This is a genomic window from Otoolea muris, assembly GCF_943193115.1.
GTDB classification, from domain to species: domain Bacteria; phylum Bacillota; class Clostridia; order Lachnospirales; family Lachnospiraceae; genus Otoolea; species Otoolea muris.
On sequence record NZ_CALPCY010000022.1, the window covers coordinates 1 to 15686 of the forward strand.

The 15686-nt window shown below is 47.0% G+C and carries 17 protein-coding genes and 1 pseudogene; 5 read left to right on the forward strand and 13 right to left on the reverse strand.

Translation table 11 applies throughout. The features are described 5' to 3' along the window. Window positions 1–56 precede the first annotated feature (56 nt). The 9 genes from NFS31_RS13935 to NFS31_RS13975 form a co-directional block, all read right to left on the reverse strand. Window positions 57–434, reverse strand: a complete 378-nt coding sequence (locus tag NFS31_RS13935; RefSeq protein ID WP_251496112.1) for a MerR family transcriptional regulator — start codon at window positions 432–434, stop codon at window positions 57–59. Window positions 435–559: 125 nt separating this feature from the next. After that, entirely contained in the window at window positions 560–1528 is a 969-nt protein-coding gene (locus NFS31_RS13940) for a serine hydrolase domain-containing protein (protein WP_172518824.1), read from the reverse strand. Between the two features lie 21 nt (window positions 1529–1549). Further along, window positions 1550–2404: a MerR family transcriptional regulator gene (locus NFS31_RS13945; protein ID WP_172518825.1), complete on the reverse strand. Its 855-nt coding sequence runs from the start codon at window positions 2402–2404 to the stop codon at window positions 1550–1552. 107 nt (window positions 2405–2511) lie between these two features. After that, window positions 2512–2703, reverse strand: a complete 192-nt coding sequence (locus tag NFS31_RS13950; RefSeq protein WP_251496114.1) for a hypothetical protein — start codon at window positions 2701–2703, stop codon at window positions 2512–2514. 169 nt (window positions 2704–2872) lie between these two features. Further along, entirely contained in the window at window positions 2873–3763 is an 891-nt protein-coding gene (locus NFS31_RS13955; protein WP_251496117.1) for a vWA domain-containing protein, read from the reverse strand. A gap of 200 nt (window positions 3764–3963) precedes the next feature. After that, a complete protein-coding gene (locus tag NFS31_RS13960; protein WP_160304520.1) occupies window positions 3964–4431 on the reverse strand; it encodes a JAB domain-containing protein in 468 nt (155 codons plus the stop codon). Between the two features lie 162 nt (window positions 4432–4593). Beyond that, window positions 4594–5076, reverse strand: a complete 483-nt coding sequence (locus NFS31_RS13965) for a DUF5983 family protein (protein WP_160304519.1) — start codon at window positions 5074–5076, stop codon at window positions 4594–4596. Between the two features lie 54 nt (window positions 5077–5130). After that, the gene (locus NFS31_RS13970; protein WP_160304518.1) at window positions 5131–5418 is read right to left on the reverse strand and encodes a hypothetical protein; all 288 of its coding nucleotides are present in this window, start codon (window positions 5416–5418) and stop codon (window positions 5131–5133) included. A gap of 142 nt (window positions 5419–5560) precedes the next feature. Further along, window positions 5561–5827: a hypothetical protein gene (locus NFS31_RS13975; RefSeq protein ID WP_160304517.1), complete on the reverse strand. Its 267-nt coding sequence runs from the start codon at window positions 5825–5827 to the stop codon at window positions 5561–5563. Window positions 5828–6292: 465 nt separating this feature from the next. Between NFS31_RS13975 and NFS31_RS13980 the strand changes: the two genes are divergently transcribed. The 5 genes and pseudogenes from NFS31_RS13980 (at window position 6293) to NFS31_RS13995 (ending at window position 10232) form a co-directional block, all read left to right on the forward strand. Beyond that, complete coding sequence (locus NFS31_RS13980) at window positions 6293–6457, forward strand: hypothetical protein (protein ID WP_160304516.1); 165 nt, start codon at window positions 6293–6295, stop codon at window positions 6455–6457. Window positions 6458–6459: 2 nt separating this feature from the next. Continuing rightward, entirely contained in the window at window positions 6460–6648 is a 189-nt protein-coding gene (locus NFS31_RS27760; RefSeq protein ID WP_334303092.1) for a DUF6783 domain-containing protein, read from the forward strand. 194 nt (window positions 6649–6842) lie between these two features. After that, window positions 6843–8255, forward strand: a complete 1413-nt coding sequence (locus tag NFS31_RS13985; protein WP_251496119.1) for a recombinase family protein — start codon at window positions 6843–6845, stop codon at window positions 8253–8255. Window positions 8256–8314: 59 nt separating this feature from the next. Continuing rightward, window positions 8315–8809, forward strand: a pseudogene (locus NFS31_RS13990) (sigma-70 family RNA polymerase sigma factor); the annotation flags it as partial. 352 nt (window positions 8810–9161) lie between these two features. Beyond that, the gene (locus NFS31_RS13995) at window positions 9162–10232 is read left to right on the forward strand and encodes an acyltransferase family protein (protein WP_251496122.1); all 1071 of its coding nucleotides are present in this window, start codon (window positions 9162–9164) and stop codon (window positions 10230–10232) included. Between the two features lie 58 nt (window positions 10233–10290). On the opposite strand, the gene sigE is transcribed toward NFS31_RS13995, so the two are convergent. The 4 genes from sigE to NFS31_RS14015 form a co-directional block, all read right to left on the reverse strand. Further along, the gene (sigE, locus tag NFS31_RS14000) at window positions 10291–11031 is read right to left on the reverse strand and encodes an RNA polymerase sporulation sigma factor SigE (protein WP_251496124.1); all 741 of its coding nucleotides are present in this window, start codon (window positions 11029–11031) and stop codon (window positions 10291–10293) included. 41 nt (window positions 11032–11072) lie between these two features. Continuing rightward, window positions 11073–11855 (reverse strand): sigma-E processing peptidase SpoIIGA, encoded by a 783-nt coding sequence (locus NFS31_RS14005; protein ID WP_251496127.1) that lies wholly within the window; start codon window positions 11853–11855, stop codon window positions 11073–11075. A gap of 1576 nt (window positions 11856–13431) precedes the next feature. Further along, window positions 13432–14676: a cell division protein FtsZ gene (gene ftsZ, locus NFS31_RS14010; protein ID WP_251496129.1), complete on the reverse strand. Its 1245-nt coding sequence runs from the start codon at window positions 14674–14676 to the stop codon at window positions 13432–13434. A 175-nt stretch (window positions 14677–14851) separates the two neighbouring features. Further along, complete coding sequence (locus NFS31_RS14015; protein ID WP_251496131.1) at window positions 14852–15589, reverse strand: cell division protein FtsQ/DivIB; 738 nt, start codon at window positions 15587–15589, stop codon at window positions 14852–14854. Between the last annotated feature and the right edge of the window lie 97 nt (window positions 15590–15686).

The following is a 15686-nucleotide window of genomic DNA, read 5'->3' on the forward strand; positions in this document are numbered from 1 at the left end:
GGTGGTTTTGTCAATAAAATTCAGGTGGTTCGGCTAAGTGTGGCGAAAATTCATCGTCACGTTTTCGAGAATCCGGGGTACAAAGGGATATCTGAAACATGTCCCAAATTCGCTATGGTTGTTTCGATTAGATTCAATTGTTTTTGCAAATTCGCAATTTTTTCCCGCTGTTCCACCGCATGGAGTTCGAGATAATCTTTCAGTTGGTCATTGCCTGTATATTTCGCCAATATCTCCTTGATTAAATCTAATCCCAACCCCATACTTTTTAACGCCTGTATCTTGTTGGCTATCGGGAGCTGACATTCACTGTAGTATCTATATCCCGTGAAATCATCCACATGCTCAGGAATCAGCAAACCAATCTCATCATAGTGCCGGAGCATATGGATACTGATTTGTGACAAGACTGAAAATTCTCCTATTTTCAGCAAAGAAACCACCTCCTGACTTTAAGTGTAAACCCTCATATAATACGAGAGTCAATCCTTTTTCTTGGTCGATGACACTATAAATCGTCTTTGTGATAAAGTCAACTGATAATACAATTTTGTTCATCTCATAAAATAGGCTCAATGAATTTCTTGATTAATTCTATTCTGTCCCCTGCTTTGGGTACAAAGAGAGCTGCAATAGAAATCACCAGCTTTTTCTTCGTGTTTACATAAATTGTATTGCCGCCATCCCCCATTGCTGCATAGCCATCCTCATTTACCCACCATAGATATCCATAGGGCAGATTCTCTTTTTTCCATCGGCTGTGTTCTATTGTACTGTCCTCTACCCATTTTGAGGAAATGATCTGCTTCCCCTCCCACATACCGCCATTCAGATATAACTGCCCAATCTTTGCCATATCCATTGGTGTAAGCGTAAGTCCCCAGCCTGCCGCATGAATTCCCATGGAGTCTGTTACCCATCCGCTAATATCCGTAGACTGGTTAAATGCTAGTTGTTCCTCTTTGCTTTCAAATAGTAAATTGTTTTCCACTTTAATCCCAATCGGTTCAAATAAATTCTCTGTAGCAAAATCCAATACAGACTGCCCTGTTGCTTTCACTAAAATTCCCGACAAAATATCTGGTCCAATCAATGGGGCATATCGGAATATTCCTATCTTCCCACGACCGCCTAATAAATCAAGTGAAAATTTTATCCAGTCACTGCTTGTAAAGTACTTTATATAAGGTGCAAAAAAACGGTATTTATAAGGTGCCGTCATGGTCAGCATATCTTTTAGTGTAATATTCTGTATTTTTTTCTCTCTCCTTTTCACTTTATATTCCGGGAAGTAATCCAGCACTTTCTCGTCAATATTTTTAATGCATCCTTTATCCAGAGCAATCCCAATCAATATTGAAATAACACTTTTTGTCACAGAATAGACGTGAACACGACTATCCGCTGTACAACCTTTAAAGTATTTTTCATAGGATACAATTCCATCTTTTATTATGACTATACCTGTGGTATTTCCATATTGACTGTTTATTTTCTGCTCCAACTCATCAATTTTTATCTGATCCATACTTTCTTCCTCTCATGCATTTCACAATATCTGCCTGCCATTCTGGACTTTTGAAACCCTCTTTTTAACCGGATAATAGACTTCTGTAACAAGTTCACTTTCTTTTGAAACCTCTGCCGGATCTGTTACATATACCTCGTACAATGCATTGCTATTTTCATAGCCTTCTCTTTTTGCCCACTCTATTTGTTTTGCGTAAACCGAAGGAAGCTGTGAGTAAGAGCCCTGCACAACCGTTTTCAAACATAGTCCGGGACAGAAATCCCTTGTTCCAGTCGCATACTCTTTTATCGGGATTGCAAATTCCGTATCTAATCCAAATGGTGTATACTCATCGTCATGAAACAGTACCATTGGCGGAGCAGCCGCTGTTAGTTTCTTCTCTTCCATTTTCCGAAATAGTTTCCCAAAGCAGGTACCATATTCTTCTGAAAATTCATGCTCTAAAACATTCTTCCGTATCGACAGAAGATACATTATCGGTATCTCAACCAACTGCACATCAATGTTTTCCATATATGACATAATGGATTTGCCTTTCCTCAAATTTGATATATCGTTGTCTATTTGATGCAGAGTATCTTCAAACTTCTGTACCTTTACCGCAATCTCCTTTTTCTTTTTATTAAGTGCAGTAAAAAGTACCTCATCCATCAGTTCTTCCGATTCAAAAATTGATTTGATCTCTTCCAAAGAAAAGCAATAAGCCTTCAAATGATTGATCAACAGCATTTTCTCCAATTGGTTGATGGAATAATACCGGTAGCCATTTTCTGGATTAATTTCATCCGGCAGTATCAATCCTATTTCAGCATAATATCTAAGAGTTTTTGTAGATACTCTGCATATGTTTGAAAATTCTCCAATTGTAAGCATATGCGAACCCTCCTTCCATGCTTAGTATAAACTTTACCCTAAGGGGAAAGTCAACGGCACTTTTAATACCCTATCCAGCAGTTTGAATGCAGCAGAACACTCCCCCTTCAAGGTAGTAGCATTTTAGTCGAATAAAAAATTAATTGCAAGCCATATTCCTCTGCAAGATAAAATATCTCATGTTTTAATAGTGTTATCTCTACAACCATCCCATATTTATCAAAATCTGTTGATATGTTTCCGCAAAGTATAACAGCAAAAAAACCGGAAGCCGAAACAATTTTTCCAAACTGCCCCAACTCCCGGATTTCCCTGCTTCTTACACTTTTCTACTGTTTTATTTTTCCACCTATGACATCAACACAATACACTCAATTTTCTTGCAAATATTTGTGGAACCCTATCAAATTAATATATTATAGAAGTTCTCCCATCTGGATATATTTAATACAAAATTTAATCATTCGATTAAGCTAATCCAGACAAATATTTATACATAATGCTTTCACCCATTTGATTGTTATTAATGTTAATGTCCTCAACAACAGGTGCACTTTGTATACTATCTCCCTCTGAAACCATTACGCTTTGCTTTCGCTTGACATGATCTTTAATTTCCTTAAAAATAGTACCATAATCTTCTGGCATAATCATTTTATAGCGCTCACTAAAACTCTGAGGCACTTTTCCTACAGGAAACATATCTCGTAACCTTGCCATATCAGCACCTTCACCAATACCTAACGGAAACAAAAACAGTTCCCCGTTTTGTACGCGCTCTCGGACTTTTGCAAATTCTGTACGTGGGTCATCGGTAGGAGTACCATCCGTCATAAATACCAAGATAGGAGTATAGTAATCGTTATCGGCATTTTTAAGATCATTCTGCATCTCATCCAACTGTGCAAGCGCAGTACGAAGTCCATCACCCATTGCTGTTTCTGCCCTTTCAACAGAGCACTTACAAGATTGTACATCTAAAACTTCGCAATCAAGAAAATCATATCTTACACTCGCAAAACGGCTATAAGTAATAATTGAAACAGCAACTTGGCGGCAAAGTTCGCGATCAAATTTTAATTCATTCAAAAGACTGCAAAGTGTTTCATTCAATTTATCTATTTTTTTATAATGGGCATACCCAGGTCTAATATCATCTAAATTAAAATAGTTGACATTGTGACCATCAGAAAAACCGGAACCTGTGTTACGTCTTAAACCGCCTTTTTCAATCCACCACTCATCCATGGACTGACTAACATCCACACAAAAGCAGATTAATGCACGGGGATCGCCATTGATAAGCAATCTACGTTGTTGGTTATAATGTTCACTTGTATAGTAAGCTTCATTTGCCATATACGTTCTCCTAGTCTGTTATGTTTCTTCCTATTTTGCTGTCAGTTTTTCCTCCGCATCCTTTCCCTATATGCCTTTTGTACTGTTCCAGGGAAAGTATGGCTTCTGCTTCCGCTTTGTCGCCCCGCAAAAAAGAACCTGACAGTCATCAGGCCCTTTCGCGGAGCAAATCTCTTTTTATATGCATTCTACGCACTTTCTTATCTGGCAAAAAAACCATTTGCGTAAAAGCTGTAATATCCGGGAGATCCAGCTATGATATGGTCGAGCATGGGGATTTTCATCATATCCCCGGCCTCTTTCAGGCATTTTGTTACATTGATATCTTCTCCCGAAGGCGTAAAATCCCCGGATGGATGGTTATGGGCAATAGCAAAGGAACTTGCCCCGACTAACAGAAGCCGCATGAACACTTCCCGCGGCTGGATGAGTGAAACGTTCCCTGTCCCATGCGACACCTCAAAAACACCCAGGGGCCGTCCTCTGTTCGTAAAGCCGACCAGGTATATATGTTCCTCCGCAAGCTGGTTCAGCCTGTATAGGTCATTGAGCATTTTGTACAGCGAACTGCCTGTAGTCAGTGTTTCCACTGCGTAATTCACTGCGGATTCTTTTATCAGGAAATACCGCTGCTGGTCAGTTATCAGTCCGTATTTCGTTATTCTCATTCTCTTTCCTCCCGTTTTTAACTATCCATGAAAGTCAATATCCCCGCTGCAAAGCAACAGGGCATCAAGCTTGCAGCGCTGCACAGCAGCGGGTATGTGATATTCGCGGCAGTCGCCATATGTGCATGCAGGCATTCCCGCCTGGCTCTCTGCTCACAGGAATCAATCCTGATCATTCCATCCGTCTTCCTTCACCATGACGTTTTCCCCAGCAGGCAATTTTACGAGACAGATCTTTTTGCTAAAGCATTCCATGATCCGTCCGTTATGTTCGGTTCCGGTATAGGGAACTCTCAATCTCCATTCATACAAGGGCAGCCCCTGTACCGTCTTGGCATCTCCATCAAGACACAGCCAGTCACAATTATGCTCTGCGGCATATTGGACGCACGCCCTTAAATCCTCTGGAATATCCTCTCCATAAAGTTCCCATCCAATCGTCATGACCACATATCCGTATTTATCTTTCTTCCAAACAATCAGCTCTACGGCATCTGCATCCAGCAGGGAAGCCGTCTCCGGGCGAATATGTTCCGTTGATATGGTAATCACATGGCTAATCTCCGGGAAACCGTCTGTTTCACCTGCTTCACGGAAAACCTCCCCATCAATGAAATCCGGTTTCTCCCACTTTGTCTCGCTCATGTATATATTTTCCTTCTCTTTATTAGATATTTTTATTTTGATCCAGTTCGCTGATTACTCTGTGTAATCCACAATCTGATAGCGGTCTTCGTATCCGCCCCCATACAGGATAGAAACGGTTTCGTTGCTAACGTGGAGTTCGGTTACTTCTTCCTCTGCTGTCGCCTTCTCCGCAGCAGTATAAAGTTTTTCTGCTTCTTCTGTGTTTTTGGCTATGTCCAGCTCTACCAGATGTTCCACTGCCTGCTTTTTTATCTCCCGATTTGCACTTTCCTTATCCATGGGGCCGCCTGCGATCCTCATTTCCAGGTATTCATTGTTCCAATTTAAAATATATTTCATTTTTTCCTTTCTCCTGCGTTTTGATAACCTTTTTGCGCGCAGATTATTCAGATGATACACTCAGCAAGTCCGCCGACTCCACAGAGGTTTAAAAATTCCTCCAAAGTCAAATCTTTTAGTTCAGAATCATGAGAGAGCTCATTTATGTTGCAACTCCATTCCAAAGCAGGCCCCCTGTCTCCTCTACCGGCACAGCGCCAATCACTTCGTTTACCGCATCACAAAGAGAAAACTCTTTATCGCAGCCATAGTCCTCCACATCATTCTGGTACATACACCAGAGCCTTTCCATAATATCGCTGCTGCTTAAAACAGCCTCTTTTGTGGTTCCTCTCTTTTTAAATTCTTTTTCGTCCATACCCATGATATGTTCCTTCATATCATCGAGGTACTCTTTTTGCATAATCATTTGCCGTTCTCCCTTCTCTCATTTCTTGCTATAATTCTGTATATACAAGAATTATGGCTGCCCGGCCGATTTAAATTGTCTGGAAAAACGTCTGGACATATCTTACATAGATACAGATTGCAAAAACATTTACCTCTGTAGGATATCCGTAAAATACCTGAATTTCTGCGGATAAGCGTTTAGGATATGATGCAATGTATTTATTGAAATTTTTATTTTTTACGGAAATAACTGTATGCAAAACAAGTAACCGATAATTTCTTAAATATAACTGAACACAAAATTATGTAAATCATCTTCTCATCATTCAACATAAATAACACAATCCCATCTCTCCCTCTTCAATCCACAAAAATGCTTTCTCATGCCCATACTTAAAGTACAGCCGTGATCCACGGCCAGGCCCGCCAAATTTTGTATTTTTTAGTTAAAACCGGCAATAATCAAGGCAAGGAGGAACTCTATATGGCAGAAATCATCCATCGATACGTAAATGGCACAGAAATATCCTTTCATGATTTGCCCAGCTACCAAATTACAAACCAAACCATTTTAGATATTATCTGTAATGCATCCAGACGCAGCAGAAATGGGAATGATTCCAAACAAAACATATCCACTCTCCAGTAGACATGTTATTGTTCACACGTCTGCCTAGAGCGTGTTTGAAAATTCATTCCTGGCATCTGTACGCCCCACTTTGTGGGAGATTTGTGCCAAATTCACTTAACGTAGCCCACTACGCCGCGTTCATTTGGCACAAATCTCCCACAAAGTGGCACACACAGCTACCAGAAAGCAATTTGGGGACACGCTTCTAGCATTTGCCCGATATCACGCTTCACGATGGGCAAATGCCTGCTTTTGTCACGTAATCGTACGATCCAAGCACACAGACCTGTCGGAACTGTTATGAGGCATCCAATGATTGGCAAATCACTTTAACAGGCAGTGATTGTCATACAGATATTGCTATGGTATACTGTAAAAGGATGACTGCCTTGAAAGGAGCGCTATGAGACAAAAAAGAACTGCTTTAAAGGCAAAGCAAACACCGCAAACTCTGTCGGCCAGGCCTTTTGCCGCGCTTTATGTCCGCGTATCTACCGATGCGCAGGCGGAAGAAGGGTATTCCATTGAAGAGCAGCAAAAACGCCTCATCGCCCAGTGCGGGGTTTTGGGGATTGAGGATTATCAATTGTATATTGACGGCGGCTGGAGCGGCAGCACACTGGAACGTCCGGAAATGCAGCGCCTGATTCAGGATGCAAAGGAACATAAGATTACTCATGTCATCTGCTATAAGCTGGACAGAATTTCACGATCCCAGAGAGACATGCTTTACTTCATTGAAGACATCCTGCTGCCAAACAGGGTGTCTTTTGTCTCTCTGAGTGAAACCATCGACACCGGCACTCCTATGGGACGGCTGATGATCGGTATTCTGTCTGCTTTTGCCCAACTGGAGCGCGAGAATATCCGGGAGCGTACTCAAATGGGGATGCAGGCGCGGGTAGAAAGCGGTTTATGGCCTGGCGGCGACCGTATCCCTATCGGGTATGATTACAGCCCGGAGCACGGTATCCTGATTCCCAACAAAGATGCTGAAACGGTCCGAAGCTGTTTCAATCTGTATCTTCGCGGATTTTCTCCTCAGTCGATTGCGGATGTCACAGGATTAAAATATGGAAACTGGGTCCTGCAGATCCTTTCCAGAAAAACGTACCTTGGCCTGATTGTATTTCGTGACAAGGAATACAGAGGGAAGCATTTGCCCATCATAGACGAGGATATCTTCCGCCGTGTCCAGGAACGCCTGACACAGCGATCCGTCACGAGGCTCTCCTCCTCAAAATCACTGCTGACAGGGCTGATGAAATGCGGACATTGCGGCGCATCGCTCTATTACCAGAGCTGGGGAAAAGGAAAAAAGAAAATCGGGTGCTATTCCAGGCAGAAAAGCAAGAAGTATCTTGTCAGAGATCCAGACTGTCCTCAGGCTTACTATAATTCGGAAGAGATCGAGCAGGCAGTTCTCAACGATGTATTCCATTTTGCTTTAGAAGTACAGTCCCAGGACTGCGCTGCTCCCTATTCTTTCCGTACGGACGATTTGGTGAAAAACTTAGAACTGACTGACACGAAAATCAAGCGGCTGTATGGTTTATACGCTGACTCTCCGGATGAGATTCTTCTGGAGACAATCAGTGATTTAAAACAAACCAGAAGGCAAATGGAGGCCAAGCTCTTAAAACTGCAGAACGAGGATTCTTTATCAGTCATGCGCAAAGATATCCAGGATACCATTTCCAATCTGGATCAGATTTGGGATTGCCTTTCTATAGATGAACAGCGCAATATCCTGCATATCCTGATCGAATCCATCGAGATCACGGATGACAAAATTGACATTCATTACAGAATCTGAATGGTTTGCCTGATGGGAAACACATGAGACTATACGCATTACCTCGACAAGGTAATATCATCCCCATGATCTTAGGCGAGGTCAAACGCTACCTGCGGGACAACAATTCCATCCGTGTCAGCCGCTCCCTGCGGGATACGGCTTACAAAGCCATCTACACCAGGGAACATCTCCTGAAAAAGAATTTAAAAGAGCCGACGGTCTGTGAGATCGCCGATGAGCTCGGCGTCACTAAGGAAGAGGTAACCTACGCCCTGGACGCCATCCAGAGCCCGGTCAGCCTCTACGAGCCGGTCTACACCGACGGCGGCGATCCCCTGTACGTCATGGATCAGATCAGCGATAAAAAGAATTCCGAAGAGCACTGGGTAGAAGATCTCTCCTTAAGCGAGGCCATGAAGCGCCTCCCGGAGCGGGAACGCCATATCATCGACATGCGCTTTTTTGAGGGGAAAACCCAGACCGAGGTGGCGGAGGAAATTCATATCAGCCAGGCCCAGGTCAGCCGCCTCGAAAAAAGCGCCCTGCGCGCCATGAAGCATTATCTGACCTGACAGCGTATCGCGCAGCGCAGAGCCCCCGCCGGCGCGTACGCAAACGGGCTGCGTCATTTGTCTGAACCAAGGTCATTTCGTTAAACGCGCGGGATGTTATTGTTACTTTTCACACTCCTGCCGGGCTGTGCCCAGTGACACGCTTCGCGATGCACACAAACCGCAAAAAAACGCGGTTTGGCGCTGCTGCCCTCGGGTTTTCTGTGACCTCCGCTGCGCTCACAAAAAACACCTCGCAGGATACTACCCGTAAACAGTAACATGTTATTTATCATACAGGCCCTGAAAAACAGTTCCTCTTGCTTTTTTCCACTCCCTATAGTAAAATCGGCTGGTACAAGGAGGAAAACGTATGCATCAGGACGCTTCGTCCCGCTCTTTCTACTGGGATATCGTAAAAGGGCTGGGAATCATCGCGATTGTTTTAGGGCACAGCGGCTATTTTGCCGGCGCATTTGTATATCTGTTCCATCTGGCCCTCTTCTTTTTTATAACCGGGTATTTCTATAATGAAGCCAAATACGGGGACGATCCCTTTGCCTATTTCGGGGCCCGCTTATCCGGCGCCTGGCCCAGATACTTCTTTTATGCGGCCGTCTTCGTGCTCCTTCACAACTTTTTTGTCGGGCATGGGCTCTATGCGGGCCAGCCGGCTTATAACCACACCATGATGCTTTCCGCCATCTTAAGCGGCATCTCCTTTTCCTGCCCGGAGCAGATCCAGGGCGCGCTCTGGTTTGTGCCCGTCTGGCTCGTCTCCTCCGCCCTGTTCGGAGGCTGCGTCTGGTTTGGGCGCACAGCGGCCGGACGGCTCCAAAAGCCCGCCCTGCGCCTGCCCCTGATCGGCTTTCCGGCCGCTGCTGCGGGCCTTGCAGGCGTCTTTATCAACATGCGGAAATGCGGCCTGCCCTATAACCTGCAGACCGCCATCCTGGTGGTTCCCCTGTATGCAATCGCCTGGATCATGAAAACGCACTGCCCGGGGTTCCGCCGCTATACAACCTGGTACGGATGTATCATCAGCGCGTTTTTGCTGACGCAGGTCAACAGCCGTCTCCATATCTACATTGACCTGGCCGGCATGAGCATCCCAGGACTGCTCTTTTTCCCCATCTCCCTGCTGGGGATCTATTTCGTCCTCTCCCTGGCGGATCTGGTGGAAAAATGGCGCTTCCTCTCCCGCCCGCTGACCTTTTTAGGGCGCGCCTCCTTTGATATCATGGCGCTGCATTTTACAGTGTTTAAGCTCATGGATTATGCGTACGCGCGCTTTTTCCTGCGGGAACTGCCGGAGACGCTCTCCTCCTTCCCTGTCAGCTTCCGGCCGCAGCTCGGGCCGTTTTACGTGATCCTGGGACTGCTCCTGCCGGCCCTGATAAGCCGCGGCATAAGCCTCTTCACGCGCCGCCTTCTAAATCCCTGACAAAAAGCGCAATTCCGCGCAGCGGCAGCCTCAGCCGCCCTGCCGCCGCGCGTCCCCTCTACTCATACCGCACAATCTCCTTCTTCAGCCGCTTCATGATCTTCTTTTCCAGCCTCGAAATATACGACTGGGAAATCCCCAGCAGATCCGCCACCTCCTTCTGCGTCATCTCATCCTCATTCTCCGTCCCCAGCCCGAAGCGCAGCTTCACGATCCGCTGCTCCCTGGCCGGCAGACGGCTGATCGCCGTATTCAGGAGCTTCTTCTCCGTCTCATCCTCCAGATCGCGGTAAATGACATCCTCATCCGTGCCCAGGATATCTGAGAGCAGAAGCTCATTTCCATCCCAGTCCACATTCAGAGGCTCATCGATGGACACCTCCATCTTCGTCTTATTATTCCGCCGCAGATACATCAGGATCTCATTCTCAATGCAGCGGGAGGCGTAGGTAGCCAGCTTGATATTTTTATCGATATTAAACGTATTGATAGCCTTGATAAGGCCAATGGTGCCGATTGAAATGAGATCCTCGACCCCCACGCTCGTATTGTCGAATTTCTTGGCTATGTATACAACCAGACGCAGATTATGTTCAATCAGCCTTGACTTGGCCTGTGAATCCTGCTCGGTTCCAAGCTTTTGCAGCACCTGCGCCTCCTCGCGGCTGCTGAGCGGCGCAGGGAGGACATCCGCTCCGCCTATGTAATGAATCTCCCCCTCCCTGGGAAACAGCACCGACTTAAACGACGGCGCCACCTTAAGCCGGAACTGCCCCGGCATGGAAACCTTTATGATCATATTTCTTCCTCCTCATATTCAATATAAGAAATACCTGCCATTCACATCCAAATCCCCTCGTTCAGCAGCATCTGATATGTATTGTCCCGGGACAGCGCCTCCTTTGAAAAGGCGATATAAGGGCCTTCCACCACCAGCCTTACTCCCTCCTTTTCAACCTCCATGCGCTCTGCCCGCACGGCCGGAAGAACGCCCCCCTCTTTTCCAACGCTCCTAAACGGGATATACAGAACGCCGTCAAGGGCCGAAAACAGCCCGCCGGCGCTCTCTGCCGACAGGATACACACCGGTTTCCCGCTCACCGGCTCCGTCAGGCGGTTTCCCGTATCGAGAAAACCGACAAACCGTCCCATTTGTCCCCTGTATGTCACCTCCACCTGGTACAGATGGCCGTTCTTCGCAGCGCCCGCCAACGTCTGATCCCATAAAAAAACGACAAAAAAAAGGCTGCCCGGTACGGCTGCAAACATCCATGGTTTAAAAAGCAGGCCGGAAAAAGCAAGGAGCTCCATCACGCCGGCCATCAGGCATGACGCCATATAAAGCCCGGCCACGGCCTTAAAAAGCCCGCCTCTTCCCCTGATCCGAAAGGCTGCAAGAACCATCAGAACGCTCACGCCTGCATAGGTAAAAAATGCCTCCAAAGGGGCAGGCAGCGGAAAAACAGCAGCAGCCAGGGCATACAGCGCTCCCAAAAGAGCCGCCGGCGCAAGCCCCCATTTCCTCGCCTCCAGCCGCATCATCCTGCGAATCAGCCAAAGGAGCAGGACGTCCATGATAAAATTACTGGCCAGCAGGAGATCTGCATATACGGTGTATGTCATTTTATCCCACCCCTCCGGTTCAGAACGATTCTCATCCTCCCTTCCGGGCTGTGAACCGTCTGCCTCTCTGTCCGACAGTAGTCATTATAAATAGCTCTTCCTGTAATTTTTGTCAAACACGCAGAGCAGATTCCATATTTTTGTCGTCTTATTTTGACAGAATGCGTGAAAAGCGACAGAAAGCGCAATAGCGTTTGCTTCCGTCGTGAAGGGGCGCCAGAGAATGAGTTTGCTTGTCAGATATGTCGCGAGGGGGACGCCAGAGGCGGGTTCTGGTTATCAGATATGTCGCGAGAGGGACGCCAGAGGCAGGTTCTGGTTATCAGATATGCCGCGAGAGGGACGCCAAAGGCAGGTTCTATATCCAACGGAACCCCGCTTCCGCTCGGAGAAAAGCGCAGCGGACACTAAGCTCGAAAAGACCTCGCTAAGTGCCGGCGGTTTTCTACGGGTTCCTTATGGATATAGAACCTGCCTCTGGCTACGTGATCGGCCGGCCATAAAGCTCTCACATATCTCATTATAGCTGAATTATATCTAAAGGCTTATATAATTGTATTGTAAGTAGAGACTTTCAAATCCAGATGTAATCATGGTTGGCATATTCCTTCAAAAAAGTAATGAGGATTTCGCTGTATATGCAGGAGGTTATATATCATGAGACGATGAAGGACTTAGGATTTGTAGACAAATTACCACTCAAAACAAGAATGCAAAAACCTTGATTTTCTGGCTTTTCAGAGAAATGCTTTGAGTTGTTAATTTTCTACAATTCCTTATAATGTAGAATGCCCTTTATAAGTGGTTTTGTAATTGGATTAATAACATGAATTTTGAGGATATAACCGAAAGGGAAAGGATAAAAGAAATTCAAAAGGTAATGGCGCCAGTTTAGCGGATTAGTGGGAGAAATTCCGGTGGATTTTTCATTTTTCGATAAATTTCTTCTTCCGGGGTATTCCCTTCCCCCTCTAAATCGCTTGAATCATTTTCCATTAAAGAAAGCCGGGCAACACTCCCTATTTGAAGGATACTCACCTTTCGGACTGGTTTTAATTCAGATTAGTTCAGTCCCGCAGGAGTGTAAGGAGGATGTGGTCCATGTTCTTAGAAGTTCTGAGCCGTGTTAAAAGTATCTTTTCGGGCATTGTAGAAGGCTTTAACGGCCTGATCGCATGAGCCCGGAAGTGTAAAACTTACATAGAGCAACATAAGAACTTACGTTTATAACAAAATTGAAAAAATATAAAGAGCCTTTGAACCCATCTGCATCATATCGCTCTACAGCCCGCCGATCATGTAGCCCGGGACAGGTTCTATATCCATAAGGAACCCGTAGAAAACCGCCGGTGCTTAGCGAGGTCTTTTCGAGCTTAGCATCCGCTGCGCTTTTCTCCGGGCGGAAGCGGGGTTCCTTATAGATATAGAACCTGTCCCGGGCGGCCCCCTCACGATCTAGTAAAACCTTACACCACCAAACCAGAAAGGCCGGAACAAATCACCCATCCCGGCCAAATCTTTCCAACTCTTTTTCAAAAAACCCCAAATCCATCACACGCAAGCAGCTTCCCCGCCATCACCTCTTATTCTTCAGGAAATCCGGAATATTGATCTGCGTCTCCCTCTGCATCGGACGGAACGCCGGCTGCACCGGAGCTCCCTGCGGCTGCTGCCCGGCCGGTCTCTGCCCTGCGGCCGGAGTCTGCTGCTGCGCGGCGGGCGCGCCGCGGTAGGCGGGCATCTTATAGCCCGGCGCAGACGTGGCCGCCGCCTCGCGGCCCGCGCCCTGCGGCGCAAACGGAGCGGCGCCCTTTGCCTGATACGGCTTCTTAAAATCGCTCATGGCCTTCTCCACAGGCGTATTGGAAGAATCCGCGTCCAGGCCGGTGGCAATTACGGTGATGATGGCCTCATCCTGCGCATTCTCGTCGTACATCGCGCCGAAGATGATATTCGCGTCGTCCCCGGCCAGCTCCTGCACGTAGGTTGCGGCGTCATTGGCCTCGATCAGGCTGATATCGCCGGAAATATTGATGATCACATGGCTCGCGCCCTCGATGGTCGTCTCAAGGAGCGGGCTGGATACGGCCTGCTTCACGGCCTCGATGGCCTTCTCATCTCCCTTGGCGTGTCCGATGCCGATGTGCGCAATGCCCTTGTCCAGCATAACGGTCTGCACATCCGCGAAATCGAGGTTGATGAGCCCGGGAACATTGATTAAGTCTGTAATGCCCTGTACGGCCTGCTGGAGCACCTCGTCGGCCTTCTTTAAGGCGTCCGGCATGGTCGTTCGCCGATCCACGATCTCCAGGAGCTTGTCATTCGGAATCACAATCAGGGTATCCACGCTTGATTTGAGCTTATCAATACCGGACATGGCGTTGCTCATGCGGGTCTTGGCCTCAAAGCGGAACGGTTTTGTCACAACGCCGACGGTAAGGATACCCATATCCTTGGCAATCCGCGCGATCACTGGGGCTGCGCCGGTCCCTGTGCCTCCGCCCATGCCGCAGGTGACGAACACCATGTCCGCTCCCTTTAATGCCTGGGCCAGCTCCTCCTGGCTCTCCTCAGCCGCCTTCTCCCCGATCTCAGGCTTGGCCCCCGCGCCCAGCCCCTTGGTCAGCTTCTCGCCGATTTGCATCGCCGTGGATGCCTTGCAGAACTGGAGCGCCTGCTTGTCCGTGTTAATCCCAATGAATTCCACTCCGGCAATATTCTCCTCGATCATACGGTTCACCGCATTATTGCCCGCTCCGCCGACGCCGACCACGATAATTCTGGCAGAATTCTCCGATTCATTTATCTTAATCTCTAACAAGACCGTTCCTCCTTCACTTTTCCATCAATTGTACCTGTCACAGCAGCCGCCCCATAACTGTTCAGAGGATATCCGAACGGTTTCGCCGTCCCCGCAGGCTTTTAACGGTTTCCTCTCAGCCGCCTTTTAAACATATTTAGTCTACCTTATACTATATTTGATTTCTGGCAAAAAATCAATCTCTATTTTGATTTTTTTCAAATCGGAACATGGGGCTTAGATTGGCCTCATCGTATGTATCCAGATATAGTGTCCCGTTCAGGTCCGGATACTCCTTCAGAATGCTTCTAAGCTCCCCAATCTTGCCGTTCATCTGTGTATTGTCCCCCAGCTCTACCAAAAGCGTCCCGATACAGCAGCGCATCCTTCCGCTGCGCGCAAATTCAATCTGATCCACGATGATTTCATTGATCTCCAGAATCTGCGTCAGGTTTAAAAGCTCTGAGAAAATCCTCGGATCCTCCACCGGGAGAGGGCGGTGCAGCACGATATGGCCGAATTCAAGGCCGTTTATCATCGGAATGCCCGGCAGCCGCTCGCTCGTGCTCTCCACAACGACGCCGTCCTTGTCAAAATATATCATGCTGTTCATATAAGAGACATAGCCGACCACGCTCTTCTCATATACAATAATCTCCGCCCGGTTAAGGCTTCGGAATACTATCTTATAGTCTTCCACAAAAGGAATCGTCTTATGTGGCCGGAACCGATCCCGCAGATAGCAGATAACGGTATTTCTGCTTAAATTTGTATCAAAAACCGCTTCCTCCACCTGCTCCCGTGTGTAGCGGACATTTCCGCTCACCTCCACCTCGCTGATCCGCACAAAAAAGACGAACATCAGCAGCAATACCGCCGCCGCGAGGGATACGGCCAATGTAAGCCATCTTTTTACCCTGCCGTGTTTTCCCACTGGCCCCGACGCCTCCTTTTGTTGTTGCCGGCCATCCCGGCAGCCGCATCTCCTCCCGGCCTGCCTCTGCCAATCGCCCGCGTCTCTTACCGGCCCT